The organism is Streptococcus sp. 29896 (genome assembly GCF_032594915.1).
Classification (GTDB): Bacteria; Bacillota; Bacilli; order Lactobacillales; family Streptococcaceae; genus Streptococcus; species Streptococcus suivaginalis.
Genome location: NZ_CP118733.1, coordinates 1,982,710 through 2,005,474, shown reverse-complemented (window position 1 = coordinate 2,005,474; position 22,765 = coordinate 1,982,710). Strand labels below are relative to the sequence as shown.

Annotated in this window: 22 protein-coding genes and 2 pseudogenes; 22 read left to right on the top strand and 2 right to left on the bottom strand. The window is 42.9% G+C overall.

The genetic code is table 11. From position 1 onward, the window contains the following. Positions 1 to 36: 36 nt before the first annotated feature. The 10 genes and pseudogenes from PXH68_RS09160 to PXH68_RS09115 all read left to right on the top strand — a co-directional run bounded on the left by PXH68_RS09160 (position 37) and on the right by PXH68_RS09115 (position 7,797). Positions 37 to 252, top strand: a complete 216-nt coding sequence (locus PXH68_RS09160) for a peptide-binding protein (protein WP_002321610.1) — start codon at positions 37 to 39, stop codon at positions 250 to 252. 16 nt (positions 253 to 268) lie between these two features. Next, positions 269 to 541 carry an antitoxin gene (locus tag PXH68_RS09155; RefSeq protein WP_000301765.1) on the top strand — a complete coding sequence of 91 codons (273 nt, stop codon included), beginning with the start codon at positions 269 to 271 and terminating at the stop codon, positions 539 to 541. 1 nt (position 542) lies between these two features. Continuing rightward, positions 543 to 1,361 (top strand): annotated as a pseudogene (locus tag PXH68_RS09150) (zeta toxin family protein); the annotation flags it as partial. Then, positions 1,344 to 1,820 (top strand): annotated as a pseudogene (locus PXH68_RS09145) (recombinase family protein); the annotation flags it as partial. The pseudogenes PXH68_RS09150 and PXH68_RS09145, both read left to right, overlap by 18 nt. Before the next feature lie 86 nt (positions 1,821 to 1,906). After that, complete coding sequence (locus PXH68_RS09140) at positions 1,907 to 2,704, top strand: ParA family protein (protein WP_053866438.1); 798 nt, start codon at positions 1,907 to 1,909, stop codon at positions 2,702 to 2,704. A gap of 46 nt (positions 2,705 to 2,750) precedes the next feature. After that, a complete protein-coding gene (locus PXH68_RS09135) occupies positions 2,751 to 2,966 on the top strand; it encodes a ribbon-helix-helix domain-containing protein (protein ID WP_053866437.1) in 216 nt (71 codons plus the stop codon). A 173-nt stretch (positions 2,967 to 3,139) separates the two neighbouring features. Continuing rightward, positions 3,140 to 4,489 carry an ISLre2 family transposase gene (locus PXH68_RS09130; protein ID WP_053866436.1) on the top strand — a complete coding sequence of 450 codons (1,350 nt, stop codon included), beginning with the start codon at positions 3,140 to 3,142 and terminating at the stop codon, positions 4,487 to 4,489. An 886-nt stretch (positions 4,490 to 5,375) separates the two neighbouring features. Next, a complete protein-coding gene (gene prmA / locus PXH68_RS09125) occupies positions 5,376 to 6,329 on the top strand; it encodes a 50S ribosomal protein L11 methyltransferase (RefSeq protein WP_248027791.1) in 954 nt (317 codons plus the stop codon). A 1-nt stretch (position 6,330) separates the two neighbouring features. After that, positions 6,331 to 7,077, top strand: a complete 747-nt coding sequence (locus PXH68_RS09120; protein ID WP_248027789.1) for a 16S rRNA (uracil(1498)-N(3))-methyltransferase — start codon at positions 6,331 to 6,333, stop codon at positions 7,075 to 7,077. Between the two features lie 3 nt (positions 7,078 to 7,080). Next, complete coding sequence (locus tag PXH68_RS09115; protein WP_248027787.1) at positions 7,081 to 7,797, top strand: DUF554 domain-containing protein; 717 nt, start codon at positions 7,081 to 7,083, stop codon at positions 7,795 to 7,797. A gap of 46 nt (positions 7,798 to 7,843) precedes the next feature. Here PXH68_RS09115 and PXH68_RS09110 read toward each other — a convergent pair whose 3' ends face one another. Further along, a complete protein-coding gene (locus tag PXH68_RS09110) occupies positions 7,844 to 10,327 on the bottom strand; it encodes a bifunctional 2',3'-cyclic-nucleotide 2'-phosphodiesterase/3'-nucleotidase (protein WP_248027785.1) in 2,484 nt (827 codons plus the stop codon). Between the two features lie 266 nt (positions 10,328 to 10,593). Here PXH68_RS09110 and PXH68_RS09105 point away from each other — a divergent pair, with 266 nt between their 5' ends. The 7 genes from PXH68_RS09105 (at position 10,594) to PXH68_RS09075 (ending at position 16,011) form a co-directional block, all read left to right on the top strand. Continuing rightward, the gene (locus tag PXH68_RS09105) at positions 10,594 to 12,795 is read left to right on the top strand and encodes a RelA/SpoT family protein (RefSeq protein ID WP_248027784.1); all 2,202 of its coding nucleotides are present in this window, start codon (positions 10,594 to 10,596) and stop codon (positions 12,793 to 12,795) included. A 1-nt stretch (position 12,796) separates the two neighbouring features. Next, the gene (gene dtd, locus PXH68_RS09100) at positions 12,797 to 13,240 is read left to right on the top strand and encodes a D-aminoacyl-tRNA deacylase (RefSeq protein ID WP_044670146.1); all 444 of its coding nucleotides are present in this window, start codon (positions 12,797 to 12,799) and stop codon (positions 13,238 to 13,240) included. Between the two features lie 62 nt (positions 13,241 to 13,302). Further along, entirely contained in the window at positions 13,303 to 13,488 is a 186-nt protein-coding gene (locus tag PXH68_RS09095) for a hypothetical protein (protein ID WP_024407687.1), read from the top strand. Between the two features lie 301 nt (positions 13,489 to 13,789). After that, the gene (locus tag PXH68_RS09090; protein WP_238596331.1) at positions 13,790 to 13,864 is read left to right on the top strand and encodes a hypothetical protein; all 75 of its coding nucleotides are present in this window, start codon (positions 13,790 to 13,792) and stop codon (positions 13,862 to 13,864) included. Positions 13,865 to 14,078: 214 nt separating this feature from the next. Further along, positions 14,079 to 14,900: a LytTR family transcriptional regulator DNA-binding domain-containing protein gene (locus PXH68_RS09085; protein WP_248027781.1), complete on the top strand. Its 822-nt coding sequence runs from the start codon at positions 14,079 to 14,081 to the stop codon at positions 14,898 to 14,900. Positions 14,901 to 14,963: 63 nt separating this feature from the next. After that, positions 14,964 to 15,638 carry a CPBP family intramembrane glutamic endopeptidase gene (locus tag PXH68_RS09080; RefSeq protein WP_172064871.1) on the top strand — a complete coding sequence of 225 codons (675 nt, stop codon included), beginning with the start codon at positions 14,964 to 14,966 and terminating at the stop codon, positions 15,636 to 15,638. Between the two features lie 97 nt (positions 15,639 to 15,735). Next, positions 15,736 to 16,011: a hypothetical protein gene (locus PXH68_RS09075; protein ID WP_161946774.1), complete on the top strand. Its 276-nt coding sequence runs from the start codon at positions 15,736 to 15,738 to the stop codon at positions 16,009 to 16,011. 13 nt (positions 16,012 to 16,024) lie between these two features. Here PXH68_RS09075 and PXH68_RS09070 read toward each other — a convergent pair whose 3' ends face one another. Beyond that, the gene (locus PXH68_RS09070; RefSeq protein ID WP_105150781.1) at positions 16,025 to 16,684 is read right to left on the bottom strand and encodes a metal-dependent transcriptional regulator; all 660 of its coding nucleotides are present in this window, start codon (positions 16,682 to 16,684) and stop codon (positions 16,025 to 16,027) included. Between the two features lie 125 nt (positions 16,685 to 16,809). Between PXH68_RS09070 and PXH68_RS09065 the strand changes: the two genes are divergently transcribed. The 5 genes from PXH68_RS09065 to PXH68_RS09045 all read left to right on the top strand — a co-directional run bounded on the left by PXH68_RS09065 (position 16,810) and on the right by PXH68_RS09045 (position 22,688). Next, complete coding sequence (locus PXH68_RS09065; protein WP_222379754.1) at positions 16,810 to 17,733, top strand: metal ABC transporter solute-binding protein, Zn/Mn family; 924 nt, start codon at positions 16,810 to 16,812, stop codon at positions 17,731 to 17,733. A 551-nt stretch (positions 17,734 to 18,284) separates the two neighbouring features. After that, positions 18,285 to 19,055, top strand: a complete 771-nt coding sequence (locus PXH68_RS09060; RefSeq protein WP_172090252.1) for a metal ABC transporter ATP-binding protein — start codon at positions 18,285 to 18,287, stop codon at positions 19,053 to 19,055. After that, positions 19,048 to 19,908: a metal ABC transporter permease gene (locus tag PXH68_RS09055; RefSeq protein ID WP_172007000.1), complete on the top strand. Its 861-nt coding sequence runs from the start codon at positions 19,048 to 19,050 to the stop codon at positions 19,906 to 19,908. Before PXH68_RS09060 ends, PXH68_RS09055 begins: the two co-directional genes overlap by 8 nt. Further along, the gene (locus PXH68_RS09050; RefSeq protein ID WP_248027779.1) at positions 19,901 to 20,740 is read left to right on the top strand and encodes a metal ABC transporter permease; all 840 of its coding nucleotides are present in this window, start codon (positions 19,901 to 19,903) and stop codon (positions 20,738 to 20,740) included. Before PXH68_RS09055 ends, PXH68_RS09050 begins: the two co-directional genes overlap by 8 nt. Before the next feature lie 55 nt (positions 20,741 to 20,795). Continuing rightward, the gene (locus PXH68_RS09045) at positions 20,796 to 22,688 is read left to right on the top strand and encodes a M13 family metallopeptidase (RefSeq protein ID WP_248027777.1); all 1,893 of its coding nucleotides are present in this window, start codon (positions 20,796 to 20,798) and stop codon (positions 22,686 to 22,688) included. Positions 22,689 to 22,765: the final 77 nt, after the last annotated feature.

The window sequence follows — 22,765 nt, the reverse complement described above, 5'->3', positions numbered from 1 at the left end:
GATAAAATAAGAGTAAGAAGAAATAGAAAGAAGTGAGTGGTTGTGGGAAATTTAGGCGCACAAAAAGCAAAACGAAATGATACACCAATCAGTGCAAAAAAAGATATTATGGGGGATAAGACGGTTCGTGTTCGTGCTGACTTGCACCATATTATAAAAATCGAAACAGCAAAGAATGGCGGAAACGTAAAAGAAGTTATGGATAAAGCCTTAGAAGAATATATTCGGAAATATTTACCTGACAAACTTTAAAAGGAGTGAAAATGAAATGGCAGTTACTTATGAAAAAACATTTGAAATAGAGATCATTAACGAATTATCGGCAAGCGTTTATAATCGAGTATTAAACTATGTTTTGAATCATGAATTAAATAAAAATGACTCTCAATTATTGGAAGTCAATTTATTAAACCAATTAAAGCTTGCAAAACGTGTAAATCTTTTTGATTATTCTTTAGAAGAATTACAAGCCGTTCATGAGTATTGGCGGTCAATGAATCGCTATTCAAAACAAGTTTTGAATAAAGAGAAAGTGGCTTAATATGGCAAATATAGTCAATTTTACTGACAAACAATTTGAAAATCGCTTAAATGATAATTTAGAAGAATTGGTTCAAGGAAAAAAAGCGGTTGAATCGCCAACCGCTTTTTTACTTGGTGGGCAACCAGGGTCAGGGAAAACGAGTTTGCGATCAGCAATTCTTGAAGAAACACAAGGGAATGTTATTGTCATTGATAATGATACCTTTAAACAACAGCACCCTAATTTTGATGAACTAGCGAAACTTTATGAGAAAGACGTAGTAAAACACGTTACCCCTTATTCTAATCGCATGACAGAAGCGATCATAAGCCGTTTAAGCGATCAAGGCTATAACTTGGTGATTGAAGGTACAGGACGAACAACAGACGTTCCCATTCAAACCGCAACAATGCTTCAAGCCAAAGGTTATGAAACAAAAATGTATGTCATGGCAGTACCTAAAATCAACTCATATTTAGGAACAATTGAACGATATGAAACCATGTATGCAGATGATCCAATGACAGCCAGGGCAACACCAAAACAAGCGCATGATATTGTTGTCAAAAACTTACCGACCAATTTAGAAACCCTTCATAAAACGGGCTTATTTAGCGATATAAGGCTTTACAATAGAGAAGGAGTGAAACTCTATTCAAGCTTAGAAACGCCTTCCATTAGTCCGAAAGAGACCTTAGAAAGAGAATTAAATCGTAAAGTATCAGGGAAAGAAATTCAACCGACTTTGGAGAGAATAGAGCAAAAAATGGTTCAAAATCAACACCAAGAAACCCCTGAATTTAAAGCAATTCAACAAAAAGCTAATAAAGACCGCCCTCAGTTACAAGCTATGCTTGCTTATATACGTGAAGGTGATATAGTGGTTGTGACAGAATTAGAACGCCTGGGTAGGAATAACAAGGAGCTAACTGAGGTCATGAATGATATTCAAGCCAAGGGGGCAACCTTGGAAGTCTTAAATCTTCCCACTCTTCGAGGGATTGAGGATGACAACCTGAGACGGCTCTTGAACAATCTTATCCTGGAACTCTACAAGTACCAGGCACAAGCTGAAAGGGAACGCATAAAGGAACGGCAACGCCAAGGGATAGCTATTGCCAAGACTCAAGGAAAGTACAAAGGCAGAAAAGCCATTTTTTCAGAAGATGACAGCAGGCTTCTTCATGCCTTTGACCTTTACCTTGAAGGTCTATCAGATAAAGACGTTGCCAAGCTAACAGGTATCAACGAACGTACTTTTAGGCGGTATCGTGAAAAGCATAAGATAAAAAGATAAACATAATTATAATTATAAACATAATTATGTTGACAATTATAATTATAGTGGTATAATAGAAGTATAGAAAACAGGAGGGATTTCTGATGAAGATTATTACATTTTCAGCTATCAAGGGTGGGGTTGGGAAGACAACTCTTGCCTATAATTATGGTGAGTGGTTAGCTAGTAAAGGAAAGCAGGTCTTGTTTATTGACCTTGACCATCAATGCAACTTAACCCAAACTTATGATGTTTTTAATAACGAGGGAACAGTCGCTAATATTTTTAGAGGGAAAGGTGATGTTGCTCTTTTGAATGTTAAGGAGAACATTGACTTAATTCCAGGCTATCTCCGTCTTGATAGGTTAGAAAAAGAACTTGAGACCAAAGCCTATAAAGATATGTTACTCTATATGTGGCTAGAGGATAACTATGATGATAAAGGAATTGAGAAGTACGATTATGTCATCATAGATTGCCATCCTGATTTTTCAACGGCAACTCGTAACGCTATCATTGTTAGCCATGCAGTGTTAAGTCCTGTGATTCCGTCAGAGCATGGTTACCAGGCAAAATTTAACCTTCAGGAGCGACTAGAAGAATTTAAAGCTGAAGCGTTCGATTTTAAAACCCGTGAAAGCTATGTGACAGCAGAACTTTTCTTTTTAGGAAATATGATTAAGCACAATACCAAATCATCCAAAGAATTGGTAGCATCTCTTAAGAATGAGGAAAATGTCCTTGCAATGATTCCTCAAAAAGAACTCTTTAATAGGTCAACGCTTGATAAAGTTTCTCTTTCAGATATGATGAGGGATAAAGAGCTGACCAGGGGAAATAAGGCATTTTTCAAGGATATTGACTTTACTTTTCAGAAAATAACTGATAGAATATCATTATAAATATAAACATAAATATAGTTATAAATATATTGATAAAGGAGATACCATGGCATTTGAATCTAAGAAAAAGCAAATCAGCAAATCCCTTCAGGAAACCTTGAAAGAGGTTACGACACCTTCAGCAGTTGAGACGTTTGAACGGACCAAACAATATCAGTTTACTCTTCAGCCATCAGTCCGTGAAAAAATAGACAGCCTGGCAAAAGAGAAAGGCTATCGTTCAGCATCTTCATTTATTAACGACTATTTCAAAAATTTATAAACATAAATATGTTTATAATTATAATGTGAAGGACGACCTTTCCCTTTAGATGTGACCCCGATTGATGACCAAAATATATAGACCTTTCCTGATGGAGAGGTCATTTTTTTAATACCCAAAATCCTGACTTATCGCTATAATAGGCTTTATTATTTCAAAGTGGGGTGAAGTAGATGGATGTAGCTATTCTTGACGAAAGAGAATTTTCAAAACAGTTGAACCAAAATAATCAGCGTGCATTCCTGAAGATGATTGAAGCCTATGAGAAAAAGATTGCGCCTAGCATGAGAGCGCAGGGATATAAAAGAATTAACCAAAAAGAACGTACTGTGATTTTCTCCTTTGGTGAAATGACCTTTACCCGTAGCAGATGGAAGAAGGGAGATACGGTTAGAATCCCTGTTGATGAAAAGTTAGGTTTAGAACCACGTCAACGCTTCTCCCAGGAGCTCCTTTATCAGCTTACTGAGCTATCAAATTATATGCCTTATCGGAAAGTAGTTGCTGTGATGGAGTTGTTGAAGAAAATCTATATCACTAAAAACACCGTTCAGCACGCCTTAGAGGTGGCAGGGCAACTGATTAACGAGAAAGAAGAATATGACTCTCTATCTGTTCAAAGTTGGACCGAGGAAGAAAAAGAGAAGGTCAAGCCCAAAATTTTGTATGTTGAAGGTGATGGGGTTTGGGTTAAACGTTCAACGGACAAGAAGAAAAAATCCCTTGAATTGACTCACTTTGTCGTCCATTCAGGAAGTAAAAAAGGCAAAAGAAATGTCCTGATGGATAAACTAGAAGTAGTATCAACACACTATCAACGTGCAAAAGATAAACTCCTAGACCTTATTTATCAGCATTATGATATTGATTCTAATACCATGATTGTTACTAATTCAGATGGTGGTAAGGGCTATTCTCCCAAAGTATTTAAGGAGCTTGCAGATGCTTTCAATCCCAAAAAACACTTTCATTTTTGGGATGCTTTTCACGTGAATCAAGCATTAAAAAAGAACCTGAGTCCTTTTCCTTCAGGTTTGGTCAATCAAGCCTTTAAAGCGATCAAAAACCGAGACAAGTCAGGGTTGAAGACGGTGCTTGATACCGCAGAATCATTTATTGAGTCGGATGAGAAACTAGAAGCCTTTCAACGCTTCAGCAGGCAACTGATGAAAAATTTCAGGTTTACTGATAAGCCTGAGTCTTTTGGACTGAGTTCAAATGGTATAGGTATCATGGAATCGCAACACCGAAAAATCACGTATAGGATGAAAAACAGGGGGATGTATTGGAGTAAGAAGGGGGCTAACGCCATGAGTCAGACTATTCTTTTAAGCCACACAGGAGAGTTGAGAGACCTCTTTTTCGGTGAGTGGAGAAGTCACTTTGACACAATGAAAGACCAAGAGAAAAATACTTCTGGTCTGCCTTGTCATGATGAAAATAAAAACTATACCTTGCCACAACTCAAACGGACGAACGTTAAGAAAAAATGGGGAGAACATATGATAGAGGAACGGGACTAAAAACAAAAAAACCTTGAATTGTCAAGGCTTCTTGTAAAAAAATTATAGAAATTGCTTGCATTTGAATCTAATTATGATATAATAGAGTTATAGAAAAACACGAAGAAAAGGCGCTAGGTGCGACAACACCTAAACGCCAACCGATTAAACAACTACCACTTGTTCAATCAGTAATAGTATTGTATCATCATCAAGACGATAAATCAAGACTGGGACAGGGAAAAAGTTGAAAGTTTCGGTCTTTATTTGCGTTCGATTGATGATTTTTCATTTTCTCCCAAAAACAGACACACTCTAAGCTTGGTTCTGACTTGACTACGGGCGAAACTTTTGCTATTATAAAAATAGAAAAGGTGTTGAGTTCCAGCTCAACGCCCAGTAGGACCGCTAAACGGTGGTTCAGTTCGTTAGATTAAATAACCGTCAGAACTGTGTCAAAGTTTGCTGACGGTTATTTTTTATCTCGAATAGCTAAAATGGTGACGATTATCAAGCTCAGTATTTCAACAAGTAGACTTGATAAATATAAATCCAGAGATCTCCGACGCTCGAGTTTTGAAACGATATTTTTCAAAACTCGAGCTAGTGCGAGCCCTAGACAAATCTTATAGGATTTGTCGTTGCCAGATGAGTAAGTTAACTTACCATCTGGCATGGGCTAGCCTTTCTAGCAGATTTGCTGTCCACTTCCATGGGCATCACCTCCGTTCAGAAACTTGGAACCACCGTCTCAAACTTTCCTACACATGTTTATTCGCAGTGCGATTAGAAAATTTTCGAAAAAGTATTATTAGGGCTCCATCGCGTAACATTAACTTGTAAAATAGGCTAGAAATCGGTACAATAATACAGTGATTGACGCATAGAAAAGAAAAGGAAAACAAACATGAACTCATGGCAAGAATTAACCATTCACGTGCATCGTGATGCAGAAGAAGCAGTTTCAAATCTGATGATTGAAACGGGCAGTCAGGGGGTGGCGATTAGCGACTCGGCTGACTATGTGGGACAGGAGGACCGTTTCGGTGAACTTTATCCCGAGGTGGAGCAGTCGGATATGATTGCGATTACGGCCTATTATCCTGACACTGTGGATATTGAGGAAATTAAGGCAGATTTGGCAACTCGCCTGGCGGATTTGACCGGCTTTGGCTTGGAAACTGGTCAGGTCAGCCTAGAAAGTCAGGAACTGGCAGAGGAAGACTGGGCGGACAACTGGAAGAAATACTATGAGCCAGCCCGCATTACCCACGATTTGACCATTGTGCCGTCTTGGACCGACTATGAGGCGACTGCTGGTGAGAAGATTATCCGCCTGGATCCAGGCATGGCTTTCGGTACGGGAACTCACCCGACGACCAAGATGAGCCTCTTTGCTCTTTCTCAGGTCTTGCGTGGTGGCGAAACAGTCATTGACGTCGGTACAGGATCAGGCGTCCTCTCTATTGCCAGTTCTCTCTTGGGCGCCAAAGAGATTTACGCCTATGACTTGGATGAAGTGGCGGTGCGTGTGGCTCAGGAAAACATTGACCTCAACGCCCATACTAGCAATATTCATGTTGCGGCAGGTGATCTCCTTCGTGGCGTTGATATTAAAGCAGAAGTTATCGTTGCCAACATCTTGGCGGATATTCTCATCCATCTGACCGAGGATGCCTACCGTCTGGTCAAGGACGAGGGCTACCTGATTATGAGCGGTATCATCGCGGACAAGTGGGACATGGTGCGAGCATCTGCGGAGGCGGCGGGCTTCTTCCTTGAGACCCACATGATTCAGGGCGAGTGGAATTGCTGCGTCTTCAAGAAAACGGCTGACCGCTCAGGTGTGATTGGAGGCTAGGATGCAGCAGTATTTTGTCAATGGCAGAGCACCGCAGGGCCTTTTCCAGATTACCGATAAGGACACTGTCAAGCACATGTTTTCTGTTATGCGATTGCAGGCAGACGACCAGGTTGTCCTGGTCTTTGATGACGGCATCAAACGCCTGGCGCGGGTAGTGGACAGCCAGAGCCAGTCTGTTGAGATCATCGAAGAACTAACAGACAATGTTGAATTACCTGTTTCCGTGACCATCGCCATGGGCTTTCCAAAAGGAGATAAGCTCGAATTTGTCGCCCAAAAGGCAACGGAATTGGGCATGGCAGCCCTCTGGGCCTTTCCAGCTGACTGGTCCGTGGTCAAATGGGACGGTAAAAAACTGGCAAAAAAAGCAGAAAAGTTAGAAAAAATTGCCCAAGGGGCCGCCGAGCAAAGCAAACGCAATCGCATTCCAGCTGTTCGATTATTTGAGAAAAAAGCGGATTTCCTAGCGCAACTAGCAGGATTTGACCAGATTATCTTAGCCTATGAAGAGGCCGCAAAAAAGAGCGAACAAGCCAATCTAGTGAAAATCTTGTCTGGCTTAGACGCTGGTCAATCAGTCCTTGTCATCGTTGGTCCAGAAGGTGGCGTGTCGCCTGAGGAAGTCGCTGCATTTGAAGGAGCAGGAGCGGTCAAGACAGGTCTTGGTCCTCGTATCTTACGAGCGGAAACGGCTCCCCTTTATGCCCTTTCTGCCATTAGCTACGCGACGGAATTGTTGAGGTAGCCCATGTTTGCCTTAGGAACGATTATCAATACGGTGGCCATTGCCCTAGCAGGTTTGCTAGGGTCTTGGTTTGGACATTTACTGAAAGAACGGCATCAGTCTGGTCTAACCTTGGCCAGCGGCGTTGCTATTCTATTTTTAGGGATTTCAGGAACGCTGACGGGTCTTTTAAGAGTGGAAAATGGTCAACTGGTCACCCAGAACACCCTGCTCTTTGTGCTCAGTCTGGCTTTTGGGACCTTTCTAGGCGAAGTCCTTCATATCGAAGGTTGGTTTGAGCGCTTGGGTATCTGGCTGCGTGAAAAGTCTGGCAATGGTCAGGATTCACAGTTTTTAGATGCTTTTCTAACCGCATCCCTTACTGTTTGCATCGGTGCCATGGCCATTATCGGTTCTATCCAAGATGGCTTGACGGGGGATTATACCCTCCTCGCCATTAAGAGTATTCTGGACTTTATCATCATCTTTATCATGACGGCCAGCTTGGGCAAGGGGGCTGGCTTTTCAGCAGTACCGGTTTTGATTTTTCAAGGCTCTGTGACTCTTTTGGCGCGCTTGATTGAGCCTCTGATGACGGATCAGGCCCTTGCCAATCTCTCCTTTATCGGCTCCGCCCTCATCTTCTGTGTCGGTGTTAATATCGTTTGGGACAAAAAGATTCGCGTGGCCAATATGTTGCCAGCTATTCTCATTGCGGTTGTTTGGTCATTTTTAAATTAGAAAGAAAAGGGCTCGGTTACTTATCCGAGCTCTTTCATATGTAACATTAGTTTTCTTTTTTCTTGCGGAATGCACCAACAAAACCAATCAGGCTGAAGCCGATTAGGCTAAGGAGTGAAGTGGCTTGACCAGTAGCTGGTAAAGCTTTGCTTGCTGCTGAGGTAGTAGTCGCTAGCTTGTGTTTTGGTGCGGGTGCTGCTGTTTTTTCAGCTGGAAGAGTAATAACCTGACCAGACGGAAGTGTGATTTGAACGCCAGTTTGACCAGTTGCTGTATTCGTATTGGTATCTGTTTGACCAGTTGGAGGTGTCACTACTTTTGGCTCGATATAGATAAAGCGGAACTCACCGAAACCTTCATTTGCAGAAGAGGCTTGGAGGTAAACCAGGCCTTCTTGATCCGCTAGCAAGTCTTTTGCACGATCTGCCGTCAAGAAGCGGAGGTCTAAGCCCTTGATGCTATCGGTAAAGGTCCAGTTATGGTCTGCAGTTGGGTTGATGACCTTTTCAGCGATGATGTAGTTGATGATCGCTTGGCGGTTTTCCAGATTGAGTAAGTAGTTGACAGAGGCGTCTTTGACACCTGGGAAGGTACCATTTGCACGGTAGTTGTTGGTCACCACGATGAACTCTTGCTCATCTGTGACAGCCTGTCCATTGTACTGAAGGTTGCGAACACGACTGGCAGTTTCGTTAACCACCTTACCGCTGCGGTCGTACTTGTTTGGCTGGGTGATGTCGTATTGGTAGGTTACGCCGTCAATGACATCGAAGTTGTAGGTACGATAGTCAGTATTGATGAGATTTTGTGGCTCAGTAGAGCTTGGATCTACTTGATTGAACTGACCTGCAGACATTTCCAACCATTCTTTTAGTTGGGCACCGTTGACCTTCAAAATAGCTGCGACATTATCGTAGAGGTAGAGGTCTGCTACGTTCTTGATAGCGATTGGGCCAGCAGGAATGTCTGTGTAGGCTGTTGCATCGCCACGGGTTCCAGCCTTAAATGGGGCTGCTGCAGAAAGGATTGGTAGGCCAGCTTCAGGCGTTCCTGCTAGTTGCTGTTTGGCATACCAGATTTGGGCATTGTTGACGATTTGAACAGATGGGTCATCTTGCACCAAGGCAAAGAAGCTGTTGATTGGTGCAGTTGTTTCACCGACTTGCTGGCGGACATAGTTGATGGTTTCTGTGTGAGCTTCTTTAGCAAGGTCAATGATACGGCTGTCGGCCACAGATGACTTGGTGTCAATCTTGCGGATGGTAGCCTTGCTAGAAGTTGTGGTCCATTTACCGTCAGTATAAGTCAAGTTTAGGTCGATCACCCCAAGGTGGTCACCGTATTTTCCAGCCATAGTGACAGGAGTGCCATTGATTTTACCATTTGTGTCGTCCACGCCAGTATATTTAGCGTAGAAGCTTGGTTTTTCAGCTGTTCCTGGAAATTCTGCGTGGGAATGACCTGTAATCACCGCATCAACTCCAGATAGGCTGGCGATTTGGTAACCGACATTTTCTTCGCCGACTTCATACTGGTCATCACCGATACCCGAGTGAGAAAGAACCAAAACGATGTCTGCGCCATTTTCACGAATAACAGGAACAATGTCACGGACTGCTTCAACCGCATCGCGCACGATGACCTTGCCTTCCAAGTAGGCCTTGTCCCAGTTGAGGATTTGTGGCGGAACGATTCCTGTGATACCAACTTTCAGGCTGACAGCCTTGCCAGTTGTATCTGTAAAGGTCTTGTCAATGATGGTATAAGGCTGGTATAGGAAGTCTTTGGTTGTAGGGTCGAGGACATTGGCATTGAGAAGGGGCATGCCAGCAGTTGAAATCACCTTGCGGAGATAGTCTAGACCGTAGTTGAACTCATGGTTGCCGAGGGTGCCGGCATCGAAGCCTAGCGTATCCAAGGCAGTGTACATAGGGTGTTGTTCGCCTTCTTCAATCGGATCAATGAGAGACTTGTAATTTCCAAGAGGTGTTCCTTGGATGGTGTCACCGTTATCCACAAGGATGACGTTTGGATTTTCAGCCTTGGCAGTTTCAATGAGCACGGCAGTTTTGGCCAAACCGAGGGTTTCCACAGGCTTGTCTTGGTAATAGTCGTAGTTGACCAAGTTGGTATGGAGGTCCGTTGTTGCGAGGATACGGACATCGACAGATTGGCCTTCGACAGGAGTTGTTGTTTCCGTCGCAGCTGCGCGTGTTTCAGTTGTAGGGCTAGTTGTTGTCTCGTCGCTAGTTGCTACAAGGCTAGCTGGAGTGCTAGTTTCAGTCGTTGTTTCGGTGCTCGCTGGATTTTCAGTGGCTGGGGTAGACTCCACTGTTGGGGCAACTGTTTCAGAAGGAGCGGTTTCAGTTCCAGTTGCGACAACGGAGCTGCTCGTTTCTGTTTGTACTGCTTCAGCATTTAAGACAGGGGTCTCTGTGTTGGTTTCTTCAGCAGAGACAAGGGCGGTGTTGGTGCTAGCCAGTAAAGCTAAGCTGAGGGCTAGGGTACACTTACTAAAACGAAATTTCATGAGAACCTCCATTTGATATAATCTCAAGAATATTATACCGATTGAAAACGGAATCAGCAAGGTTTTTTCTTAAATACCCAAGAAAACAGATGGAAAATTTTCAGAAAGGCAAGAAAAACCCGAACGATGCGCGAGGTAAGGCTAGGGGAATCAAGCACTATCAGGCATTTTTCAGGCTGAGCAAGTGGGAGGAAGCGGCGCTTCCCTTTTTCTTTTGCCCCTAAAGTGGTACAATAAAAGGAAACAGTTTCTGATGAGGGAAGAAGATGAAAGAAGTTAATTTTACGGGGGAAGAGGTTGTTGCGCTAACGGCCACCTATCTTCCAGCCGAGGATGTTCGTTTTGTTGAAAAAGCCTTGGAATTTGCGACGGAGGCACACAAGCCACAATTTCGCAAGTCAGGAGAGCCTTATATTGTTCACCCAATTCAAGTAGCGGGAATTTTGGCAGGACTCAAGCTAGATGCTGTGACGGTTGCCTGTGGTTTCTTACATGATGTGGTTGAGGATACGGAAGTTACCCTGGATGAGATGGAGGCAGAATTTGGTCCAGAGGTTCGCCATATTGTCGGTGGTGTGACCAAGCTGGGTAAGGTTGAGTATAAGTCTCATGAGGAGCAGTTGGCTGAAAACCACCGAAATATGCTGATTGCTATGTCTCAAGATATGCGGGTTATTCTGGTTAAGCTGGCAGACCGTCTCCACAATATGCGGACCCTCAAGCACTTGCGCAAGGATAAGCAGGAACGTATTTCACGTGAAACAATGGAAATCTATGCACCGCTTGCCCACCGTCTAGGTATTTCTTCTATCAAGTGGGAATTGGAAGACATGTCTTTCCGCTATCTCAATGAGATTGAATTCTACAAGATTACTCGAATGATGAGTGAGAAGCGTCGTGAACGGGAAGAGTTGGTCAATGAAGTTGTTGATAAGCTAAGAGATTATACAGAAGAGCGCCATCTACATGGTCAGATTTACGGTAGACCCAAGCATATTTACTCTATCTATCGCAAAATGCACGATAAGAAAAAGCGGTTTGATCAACTCTATGATTTGATTGCCATTCGGTGCTTAATGAATACCCCAAGCGATGTCTATGCCATGTTGGGCTATATCCATGAACTATGGAAGCCGATGCCTGGCCGATTCAAGGACTACATTGCCAGTCCAAAAGCCAATGGCTACCAGTCCATCCATACGACAGTTTATGGTCCAAAGGGACCGATTGAGTTCCAGATTCGGACGGTGGAAATGCATCAGGTGGCGGAATACGGGGTGGCAGCTCACTGGGCTTACAAGCGAGGTGGCAAGGCAACTGCTAGTGAAAAAGAGTTGCGCTGGATTAACAACCTGATTGAACTCCAAGAAGGAGCAGGGGATGCGCAAACCTTTGTCAATTCTGTCAAGGACGATATTTTTACAGAGCGTATTTACGTTTTCACGCCAGATGGCGCAGTGCGTGAATTGCCCAAGGACTCCGTACCGATTGACTTCGCCTATGAAATTCACACTAAGGTAGGCGAGCGGGCGACAGGTGCCAAGGTTAACGGCCGTATGGTGCCTCTGACAACCAAGCTTAAGACAGGTGATCAGGTGGAAATCATCACCTCTGCCAACTCTTTCGGTCCAAGTCGTGACTGGGTCAACCTGGTTAAAACCCACAAGGCCCGCAATAAAATCAAGCAGTTCTTCAAGAATCAGGACAAGGAACTATCTGTTTCCAAGGGGCGTGAGATGCTTCAGAACCTACTCCAAGAAAATGGCTACGTTCCCAACCAATACCTGGACCGTCGCCACATGGATGAGGTCCTGCAAAAGACCAGCTATAAGACCGATGAAGCTCTCTTTGCAGCGGTTGGTTTTGGGGAAATCTCTGCCGTGTCTGTCTTTAACCGTCTGACAGAAAAAGAACGCCGAGAAGCTGAGCGGGCTAAGGCCAAAGCTGTCGCGGATGAATTGGTCAACGGTGGCGAAGTCAAACACGACAACAAAGATAGTCTGAAAATCCGTCACGAAGGTGGTGTGGTCATTGAAGGGGCGTCAGGCTTGCTGATACGGATTGCCAAATGTTGTAATCCAGTACCTGGCGATGAAATTGTTGGCTACATCACCAAGGGGCGTGGGGTAGCCGTTCACCGTGTAGACTGTATGAATCTCAAGAGTCAGGAAAACTATGATGTCCGCCTGATTGATGTCGGTTGGGAGGATGAAAATTCGACCAAGGAATACATGGCAAACATTGACATCTATGGTCTCAACCGTTCAGGTCTCCTCAACGATGTTCTCAAGGTTTTGACCAATGCCAGCAAGAACATTTCTTCGGTCAATGCCCAGCCAACCAAGGATATGAAGTTTGCGACCATCCACGTTTCCTTTGGTATTTCCAACCTGGCAACCTTGACCAGTCTGGTGGACAAGATTAAGTCGGTGCCAGAAGTTTACTCAGTGAAAAGGACCAACGGATAAGATGAAAATTGTACTACAACGTGTATCACAGGCCAGTGTGACCATCGAAGGAAGTATCCATGGGCAAATTGAACAAGGGCTTTTGCTCCTAGTCGGTGTGGGGCCAGATGACAGCCAGGAAGACCTGGACTATGCTGTTCGAAAAATTGTCAATATGCGGATTTTTTCAGATGAGGCAGGCAAGATGAACAAGTCTGTTCAAGATGTGGCGGGCAAGATTTTATCCATTTCCCAGTTTACTCTTTTTGCGGATACCAAAAAAGGCAATCGCCCGGCCTTTACAGGAGCGGCAGCTCCTGCCCTAGCCAGCCAACTCTATGATGCTTTTAACCAGGCCTTGTCGGCCTTTGTGCCTGTTGAAGTGGGCGTTTTTGGGGCGGATATGGCGGTTAGCCTGGTCAATGATGGGCCGGTGACCATTGTTTTGGATACGAAAAATCGCTAGTCGTCTATACTTTTTATGTCTATTTTGATATACTAAAAGAGAATTAGACGTGGAGGTTTGCCATGAAAAACTTACTGACCAATCATTTTTTCTACCTAACGGTGGCTTTCACCTTGATTTTGGTGATTTACTTTAGTGGAATCGATAAGCGATGGATTATCTTAGCGAGCTTTCTCTATTTTATCCCTTCGCAGATTTTGTACCGTCGTCGCCTTAAAGAACGACTCCAAGAAGACCAGCCCAAGTAGGCTGGTTTTTTGATGTGTAAATTGGACTACAATTCTTTATTAAATATGCTATAATAGTTTTTGCAGAAAAGTAAAGACGGTGGCTCTAATTTCTGAAAGGTAGGTGGTGCCTATGGGCAAATCATCAAAATCTAACAGAAAGGCTAGCCCAAGCCAGCTGGTAAGTGAACTTATTCATCTGGCAACGACAAATCCTATAAGATTTGTCTAGGGCTCGCACTAGCTCGAGTTTTGAAAAATATCGTTTCAAAACTCTCACGTCGAAAGTCTTAGCTTGTCAACCTTTGAGGTCTTAACACTCATGTTTGTAGCTGGTAACTTTGTTATCGCTCTCGTGATGTTAGTGCTTGAATTGGTAAAATCGACAAAAAAATAACCGTCTGTAACTTTGGCGAGTTCACGGTTATTTTTTAATAATTTATATTAAGCCACCGTCTTAAACGGTTCTGCAAGGGGTAGTTGTTTCCAGCAACTACCTTTTTCTATGTTTATTATACATTGGCAGGTCTATCAAGTCAAGTTGGACACTTATCTTTTGTCTAAATATGCTATAATAACGATTAGAACTTACAAAAGTTTAGGAGATAGCTATGCTTAATATTTTTGTATTAGAAGATGATTTTTTTCAGCAGAGCAGGTTAGAAAATGCTATTAGGCGGTGTGTTGAAGAAACGTCAGTAAGGTATAAATTCCTAGAAGTTTTTGGTAAATCAAATCAATTATTGGAATCAATCGAGGAAGCGGGGAATCACCAATTTTTCTTTTTAGATATTGAAATAAAAGGAGAAGAAAAGAAAGGAATGGAAATCGCTAAAGAAATCCGTGCTCGCGATCCTTATGCTGTTATTGTCTTTGTAACAACTCACTCAGAATTTATGCCGGTAACGTATCGTTATCGGGTTTCTGCTTTAGATTTTATAGATAAAGGCCTAGAGGATAGTGACTTTCAAAAGGCAGTATCAGATGTCTTAGTGCATGCTTTTGAAAATATTGATCATACTGTAGCTGAAAATTCTTTTGTATACAAAACTGAAACTGCTCATATTCAAGTTCCTTTTAGTGACATCCTTTATTTTGAAACATCATCAACAATACATAAAGTCATTTTAAAAACGAAAACAGGTCAGACTGAATTTTACGGGAAAGTATCGGATTTAGCGAAAGCTGACGAACGACTTTACCAAGCACATCGTTCTTGTGTAGTGAATCCATTAAATATTAGCGTGTTAATTACAGCCGTTTTATTTGCTTTTGTACATAGTTATGAAATTTCTTTGAGTTTCTGGTCGGCACTTTTTCCAGGATTTTTGTTTTCTTGGATTTACTATAAAACGAACCATCTCAAATATCCGATAGTGGCACATATCTTGTCGAATAGTATTGTGACCATTTTAAATGTTATAAGTGTTTAAAGGTGTGAACATTGTGAAAAACAATTGAGTAGGTTATAAATGACAATGGAAAGGAGAGAGAATATGAAAATAATAAAATCCATCGGTTTAGCTGTGGGTACCTTGTTGCTCACTTTGCTCATTCAATTTCCAGTTTATGTGGGGATAACAGCCTTTCAAGAGAATGTGCTACTAAAACTTGCAGTCATGATAGGACTTGGTCTTGCAATATTGGCACTACTTTCTGTCATCAGACGAGGAATGGTAAAGAATCAAGTCTTTTCAAGAGAGAAGCTGAATATTTTTAAAATAGTCGGTATGACAGCACTGGTATTTACTGGACAAACTTTCCTGAACCTCCTTTGGCAATATTTGAGGCTTAGCCCTAGTGATTCTAATGCTTTGGATACAGCCAATCAGTTAAATTCGGATAATTTTTGGGTGATGGCTCTCTCAGTTGTCTTGTTTGCTCCAGTTTTAGAAGAATTTCTTTACAGGGGGATTTTGTTAGAAAAAACAGCCCAATATTTTCCTAAGCATCCTCAAATGGTCATCGTATTTTCTGCCCTTCTATTTGCTTATTGTCATACCTGGAACTTTTCAGTGGCATTTTTAGGTCACTTTATCACAGGGGCTTATCTGGGCTATCTGTATATGTGCAATAGACGAATGACGGATACTATACTTGCACATAGCTTCTATAACGCCTCCATTTTATTCCTCCAAATTTTATTTGGTTTGGTGCAGATTGGTGGATAAAAATTGACAGTAGACATTTTGTGGAAATGCCTGTATACTGAGAGGAAGTTGGCAATTTTATAATTGCTAACTATCAAGTGCAGAGGTGGGCAGAAATATGAGAAAATTTTTTCAAGACCTTAATCAAGAGTATCTGGAAACCAGAAGTTCAGTTGGAGAAGATTGGCTGGAATGGTTGATTCAGAGAAAGATGACCTGGGGCATGCGGTGGGGCTTGGTAGGGATTCTCATGTTTGTCTTGCAACCTTTAACCTATAACCCTCACTTTTTATTGGGCTGTTTTTATATAGGTTTCCTACTTTGGTTAGTGTATGTATGTGGGCAACTATTTTTTGCAGCCAGATCTATTTTCCGTAATGTGAGAAAAAAATAATCGCTCAGCTTGTTTAGGCTGGGCGATTGCTTTTTTCGATGAATAATTGTTGAGCGATGGCTGTTGGGACGGCGAGCTCTTTGTCCTTGTACTGGATGGTGATGGTTTGGGCAAAGTGGTCGAAGTCTGTGACGGTTAGTAAATCGCCGACAGCTAATTCATGTTGTTCCAAGTACTGAAGGAGTTGATAGAAGTCATGGATACGGACAAGCTGGTAGTTCCCTGTCTCAGTTAGCTGTGACAGCCGTGTCTGGTAGCGTTCGATGAGCGGTTGTCCTGCTTGAGGAATGCTTCCCCCGTGAGGACAAGTTTGAGGCTGTTCCAGTAGCAGGTCTAGGCGATTGATAAAGCGATCTGAAACGGTGTGTTCTAAAATCTCAGCCTCTTCATGTACTTCTTCTGGAGAGTAGCCAAGTTGCTCAACTAAGAATACCTCAATCAAGCGGTGTTTGCGATAGAGGCTGGCTACCATTTCAAGGGCAGTTTGGCTGAGGAGATAACCTGCCTTGGCATCCTTAGAAATGAGCTCTTCGGCTACCATTTTTTTGAGCATTTCGGAAACGGCTGGTGCGGAGAAGGCCATCTTCTCTGCAATGAGTTTATTGGTAATTTTTTGGTCTAATTGACCCAGTTCATAAATACATTTTAGGTAATCTTCTTTGTTTGGTGTCATGAGAACTCGCTTTCTACTGAAACTATTATATCAAAAAATTTAAAAATCAGTTGACAAAATGAATTTTTTAGCTTAATCTAATTATATAGTTAGGTATGCTTAATAAAAATAAAAGGAGAACCTATATGAAGAAAATGTTGTTCAGTTTTGCTCTGCTATTGTCCCTAATAGGGCTAGGAGCTTGTCGTCCATCGCAAACCACAGAAGGCTCTAGCAAGCCAAGAGTGGCTGTGACTACTTCCTTCCTCAATGACATGGTCTATCAGTTGGCGGGTGATGAGGTGGAACGTGATTTGCTGATTCCAGCAGGAGAAGACCCTCATTTGTACGTAGCCAAATCTAGTGATTTATCAAAATTACAAAAGGCTGACCTCGTTCTCTACCACGGTTTGCACTTTGAAGGTAAAATGGTTGAAGCTTTGGAGAAGACCGGAGTAGCAGTATCTAAGAACTTTAATGCAAAAGACTTGAATACGATGGATGAGGATGGAGAAGAGATTGTCGATCCGCACTTCTGGTTTTCAATTCCCTTGTACAAGTCAGCTGTAGCTGTAGCTTCAGAGGAACTACAAAAACTCTTACCTGCTAAAGCTGAGATGATTCAGAAAAATGCAGAAAAATACCAAGCGCAGCTAGATGATTTGCATGCCTGGGTAGAAAAAGAATTAAGTGTGATTCCAAAAGAAAGTCGCTATTTGGTAACACCACATGATGCCTTTAATTACTTTGCTGCTAGTTATGACTTCACTCTCTATGCTCCTCAAGGCGTGAGCACCGACTCAGAAGTGGCTAACAGTGACATGATTGAGACAGTTAACCTAATCATTGACCATAATATCAAGGCTATCTTTACAGAGTCTACAACTAATCCAGAACGCATGGAGAAATTGCAAGAGGCAGTAAAAGCCAAAGGCGGTCAGGTTGAAGTTGTTACTGGCGAAGGTAAGGAGTTATTCTCAGATTCTTTGGCACCAGAAGGCGAGGAAGGTGATACCTTTATCGACATGTACAAACATAATGTTAAATTGATGGTTAAATATCTGAAATAGTACAGGTCGAACGGACTTGCTATTCAATGAAGACTAGAGATATTACCGAAGATAGAGTTGATAGGTACCGATATGAGGGATAATCAATTGTTTCGAGCACAAGCAGTATAGGACTCTTTCTATTGGAGGTGGCAACGCTTGGGGGAGGATAGGCGTTAGTAGCAAATCACACCAGTTATTGAGGTCCTTGACTAGAAATACTGTTTGTAGACCTCGGTGCTGTTGGTTCACAGCGAGACATTATATATCAGTAGTCTGTGCGTGAATAGGGATTTCAAATGAGTAGTAAAAAGGACTCGGTCTAGGTCGAGTTCTTTCCGTTTTTGGACCATTTTTAACAGATTGATAAACATACGATTGAAGGAAGCATTGGTGCTCTACGAAAAAAATTTATGTACTGATGTGTTGAAATAAGCGATATATAGGGTTTGCCAGCAATTTGTTGGTACGGTATCTTAATCTTATCGACTTTCTCAGCTTGGTAGGTTGGTCTGATTTTGATTTTCATTGAGTATGAATGAGGTATATCGTTTTTAAAAATAGGAGGAAATATGTCAGCAATCATTGAATTAAAAGATGTCAATTTAGCATATACAGCCAGCCAGACCATGGCTTTAGAAGATGTCAATTTGGTGATTCCCAGAGGGAGTCGGACGGCTATTGTTGGACCAAATGGTGCTGGGAAATCCAGTCTATTCAAGGTCATTTTGGGGTTGGAAAAACCTGACACAGGGCAGGTTCGCTTGCTTGGTCAGGAGGCAGGTCTAGAGAGGTTGATTGCTCAAAAAGTAGCCTATATTCCCCAGTCTAGTCAAGTAAACTGGCAATTTCCTGCAACAGTCTTTGAAATTGTTCTGATGGGACGCTTCGCTCATAGTAAGGGGATGTTTAGAAGACCGACTAAGGCTGATAGACAGATTGTTGAGCAGGCTCTAGAACGGTTAAAAATTACGGATTTACGCCATCGTCAGATTGATCAGCTTTCAGGTGGGCAGCGTCAGCGGGTATTTTTAGCGAGAGCCCTGGCACAGGAAGCAGAATTGTATCTTATGGATGAGCCTCTAGCAGGGATTGATCAGGCAACAGAAATCATGATCATGGATATGCTCAAGGAGTTCCAATGTGAAGGGAAAACTTCCATTGTCATTCATCATGACTTAACGACGCTGGATGCCTACTTTGATCACCTTGTCTGGCTTCATAAGCATGTGATTGACTCTGGTCCGATGGATGAGACTTTGACAAGTGAGAATTATCAGGCGACCTACGGCATAGGAAATGGGCTGTTTTTAGGAAATGCCAAAGGAGGCAGTCATGTTTGAGGTTTTCAAAGAGTATTCTTTCTGGACAGTTGCTTTAGGGACCGTCAGCCTAGCTGTGGCAGCCAGTACTATCGGAAGTATATCTGTTCTTACTAAACAGAGTTTGCTTGGGGATGCTCTTGGGCATGCTTCTTATCCTGGAGTGATTGTCTCTTTCATGATTTTTCAGTCGCGACATCCTCTCTACTTGCTGTTAGGAGCAGTGTTGTCAGGCTACTTTTCTTATGCGCTTGTTCATTGGCTGCGTCGAAAAGGTGGTCACAGCCTAGTCAATGCCCTTTCATTGGTGTCTGCTTCTTTCTTTGGTTTGGGAATGGTCTTGAAAAATGCTATTCAGGGAAATGAAGCCTTTGCAGGGGCTTCCCAGGCTGGCTTGCAAACCTATCTATTTGGACAGGCAGCCTTTATTCAGCTGGATGATGTGATACTGATCGGAATTATTTCTCTATTGGCTTTGGTATTGTTTGCTTTCTTTTATCAAGACTATAAGCTATATCTGTTTGATCAAACTTTTGCAAGGGTTATTGGTGTTCGTGTAAAGTACTTGCAGCAGTTGACGATGTTTTTGATGATTTGCCTAATTGCAGTAGGATTAAAGTTAGTCGGAGCTATTTTGATGAGTAGTTTTTTGATTGCACCAGCTGTCTTTGGCTTGATGCTGGGAAAATCGTATCACAAGAGTCTATTACTGGCAGGAATCGTTGCAATTGGGTCGGCTTTCGTAGGGACCTGGATTAGCTCCAGTGTATCTGGTTTGTCGACCGGACCGACTATTATCGTCTGTCTGACAGGTCTGACCCTGTCTGCATTTGTGTATGTTACCTATGTCAGAAAGGAGAATGGTCGTGTTTGAAGTATTACTCATTTTGATGGTTATTGCTAGTTCTTGTGGTTTGATCGGCTCGATACTGGTTGTAAAAAATCAATCGATGTTGGCAGATGCGCTATCGCATTCTGTCTTGCTTGGGATTGTTCTGGGATTTTTTATTAGTCATAGTTTGGATTCGCCATTGCTAATAGTTGGTGCCAGTCTGTTTGGGTTATTATCGGTTCTTGCCATTGACCGTCTGCATAGTCGAAAGATAGCGCATGATGCCGCAACAGGTCTAGTTTTTTCTTGCTTTTTTGCAGTGGCGGTTTTGCTTATTTCTCTTTTTGCTCGCAATGTTCACTTGGATGTGGATCTGGTTTTGCAGGGGGAAGTACTTTTTGCTCCGCTCCATCGTATGGATGTTCTAGCCTGGTCACTCCCTGTTAGTCTGGTCAAGTCGAGTTTGGCTTGGTTGGTTATTGTTCTATTTTTTGTTTGGGCTTACCATCGTTTACAAGTGTACCTATTTGATAGCAACCATGCTCGTTTGTCTGGCTTACGAACAAGGATTTTAGAAATGGTTATTTTGATTCTAGTTTCCTTAACTACTGTTCTGGCCTTTGAAGCGATTGGCTCGATGACTGTTATTGTTTTCTTGGTAGCACCAAGTATGGCTGCCCTACGTTGGGTCAAATCCTTTTGGCAATTGCTGCTTTTAGGGCAAGGTATCGCTATTCTAACGGTTGCGCTAGGTTTTTTAGTGGCCAATCAACTGGATTTAACTATGTCAGGGACCTGTGCCGTTGTCAGCCTTCTTGTAGTTTGTTCGAGTATTATTCTAAAAAATACTTGGTCACGGTCATCTGATAAGTGAAATTGTCAGAATTTTTTGTTACTATAGTCATTAAGAAAGACAAAGGAGAAAATCAATGACACGTTTACAAGATGATTTTTACGAATACGTCAATGGTGAATGGGCAAAAACAGCTGTGATTCCAGACGATAAGCCAAGAACAGGTGGTTTCACGGACTTGGCGGATGAGATTGAAAAGCTCATGATTGACACGACAAACGCTTGGTTGGCGGGAGAAGATGTCCCAGAAGATAGCGTTTTGCAAAACTTCGTGGCTTTTCACAAACAAGTAGCCGACTATGAAACCCGTGACCGTTTGGGGGCAGAACCTGCTCAGGCCTTGATTGCAGAGTACAAGGCTCTCAACTCTTTCGAAGAATTTACCAGCAAGTTGGCAGAATATGAGTTGGCAGGCAAGCCAAACCTCATGCCTTTCGGTGTGGCACCTGACTTTATGGATGCGACCACCAATGTCCTCTGGGCAGATTCTCTAGGCATTATCTTGCCAGATACGACCTACTATGAGGAAGGGCATGAAAAAGGTGCAGAATTGCTCAAGACTTGGCGTGAGAGCCAGGAAGCCCTCCTGCCTAAGTTTGGTTTCAGTGATGAGGAAATCAAGGATCTCCTAGATAAACGTTTGGAACTAGATGCCATGATTGCCAAGTATGTTCTGTCAAATGAAGAGGGTTCTGAGTACGCCAAACTTTACCACCCCTACGAGTGGGCAGATTTTACTGCCTTGGCACCAGAGTTGCCTTTGGATGATTTCTTCACAGCGATTTTAGGTCAAACGCCAGACAAGATTATCGTGCCTGAGGGACGTTTCTGGCAGGCTGCCAAGGACATTTACAGTGCGGATAATTGGGAGCTTTTGAAGGCGACCTTGATTTTGAAAGCGGCTGGCGCCTATACTGCCTTCCTGTCGGATGAAATCCGTATTTTAGCAGGAGCCTACAGCCGTGCTCTTTCTGGTACACCGCAGGCTCAAAACCAAGAAAAAGCAGCCTACAACTTGGCACAAGGCTACTTTAACCAGGCCCTCGGTCTTTGGTATGCTGGAGAAAAATTCTCACCAGCAGCCAAGGCCGATGTGGAAGCAAAAGTTGCTAAGATGATAGATGTCTACAAGTCTCGTTTGGAAACGGCAGACTGGTTGGCTCAGGAAACGCGTGACAAGGCCATTGTCAAACTCAATGTTATCAAGCCTTACATCGGCTACCCAGAAGCCTTGCCAGAGCGTTATTATAAAAAGATTGTTGACCCAAGCAAGTCTTTGGTGGAAAATGCCATCGAACTAAACAAGATTGACATTGCTCATGGTTGGAGTAAGTGGAACAAGCCTGTGGACATTAAGGAATGGGGCATGCCAGCTCACATGGTCAATGCCTACTACAACCCACAGAAAAACTTGATTGTCTTTCCAGCAGCCATTTTGCAGGCACCATTCTACTCGCTAGAGCAGTCTTCATCAGCTAATTACGGCGGTATCGGTGCCGTGATTGCCCACGAGATTTCCCATGCCTTTGACTCCAACGGAGCTTCCTTTGATGAGCATGGCAGTCTAAACAACTGGTGGACAGAGGAAGACTATGCAGCCTTTGAAGCCCGTACCCAGCAGGTTATCGACCAGTTTGAGGGTCAGGATTCTTACGGTGCCAAAATCAATGGTAAGTTGACCGTGTCAGAAAACATTGCTGACCTTGGAGGGATTGCAGCGGCCTTAGAAGCAGCCAAGTCAGAAGATGACTTCTCCGCAGAGGAATTCTTCACTAACTTTGCCCGTATCTGGCGAATGAAGGCTCGTCCTGAGTTCATGCAGATGTTAGCTAGTGTCGATGTCCATGCACCAGGTCACCTACGCACCAACATCCAGTTGCCAAACTTCGATGAATTCCATGAAACATTTGGCGTTCAAGAAGGCGACGGCATGTGGCGTGCAAAAGAAGACCGTGTGATTATTTGGTAAAAATGGGAAAACAGCTAGTGAAAACTGGCTGTTTTTGTCTTTCCCAATTCCCCAAAAACGTGATATAATGGTAAAGA

Excerpts from the sequence above, each read along its gene's own strand:
- PXH68_RS09070 (WP_105150781.1), bottom strand. The coding sequence starts at position 16,684 with ATGACACCAAACAAAGAAGATTACCTAAAATGTATTTATGAACTGGGT.
- PXH68_RS09095 (WP_024407687.1), top strand. The coding sequence starts at position 13,303 with ATGAAAAACTTACTGACCAATCATTTTTTCTACCTAACGGTGGCTTTC.
- dtd (WP_044670146.1), top strand. The coding sequence starts at position 12,797 with ATGAAAATTGTACTACAACGTGTATCACAGGCCAGTGTGACCATCGAA.
- PXH68_RS09110 (WP_248027785.1), bottom strand. The coding sequence starts at position 10,327 with ATGAAATTTCGTTTTAGTAAGTGTACCCTAGCCCTCAGCTTAGCTTTA.
- PXH68_RS09135 (WP_053866437.1), top strand. The coding sequence starts at position 2,751 with ATGGCATTTGAATCTAAGAAAAAGCAAATCAGCAAATCCCTTCAGGAA.
- PXH68_RS09055 (WP_172007000.1), top strand. The coding sequence starts at position 19,048 with ATGTTTGAGGTTTTCAAAGAGTATTCTTTCTGGACAGTTGCTTTAGGG.
- PXH68_RS09085 (WP_248027781.1), top strand. The coding sequence starts at position 14,079 with ATGCTTAATATTTTTGTATTAGAAGATGATTTTTTTCAGCAGAGCAGG.
- PXH68_RS09140 (WP_053866438.1), top strand. The coding sequence starts at position 1,907 with ATGAAGATTATTACATTTTCAGCTATCAAGGGTGGGGTTGGGAAGACA.
- PXH68_RS09065 (WP_222379754.1), top strand. The coding sequence starts at position 16,810 with ATGAAGAAAATGTTGTTCAGTTTTGCTCTGCTATTGTCCCTAATAGGG.
- PXH68_RS09060 (WP_172090252.1), top strand. The coding sequence starts at position 18,285 with ATGTCAGCAATCATTGAATTAAAAGATGTCAATTTAGCATATACAGCC.
- PXH68_RS09130 (WP_053866436.1), top strand. The coding sequence starts at position 3,140 with ATGGATGTAGCTATTCTTGACGAAAGAGAATTTTCAAAACAGTTGAAC.
- PXH68_RS09115 (WP_248027787.1), top strand. The coding sequence starts at position 7,081 with ATGTTTGCCTTAGGAACGATTATCAATACGGTGGCCATTGCCCTAGCA.
- PXH68_RS09120 (WP_248027789.1), top strand. The coding sequence starts at position 6,331 with ATGCAGCAGTATTTTGTCAATGGCAGAGCACCGCAGGGCCTTTTCCAG.
- PXH68_RS09155 (WP_000301765.1), top strand. The coding sequence starts at position 269 with ATGGCAGTTACTTATGAAAAAACATTTGAAATAGAGATCATTAACGAA.
- PXH68_RS09105 (WP_248027784.1), top strand. The coding sequence starts at position 10,594 with ATGAAAGAAGTTAATTTTACGGGGGAAGAGGTTGTTGCGCTAACGGCC.
- prmA (WP_248027791.1), top strand. The coding sequence starts at position 5,376 with ATGAACTCATGGCAAGAATTAACCATTCACGTGCATCGTGATGCAGAA.
- PXH68_RS09075 (WP_161946774.1), top strand. The coding sequence starts at position 15,736 with ATGAGAAAATTTTTTCAAGACCTTAATCAAGAGTATCTGGAAACCAGA.
- PXH68_RS09080 (WP_172064871.1), top strand. The coding sequence starts at position 14,964 with ATGAAAATAATAAAATCCATCGGTTTAGCTGTGGGTACCTTGTTGCTC.
- PXH68_RS09045 (WP_248027777.1), top strand. The coding sequence starts at position 20,796 with ATGACACGTTTACAAGATGATTTTTACGAATACGTCAATGGTGAATGG.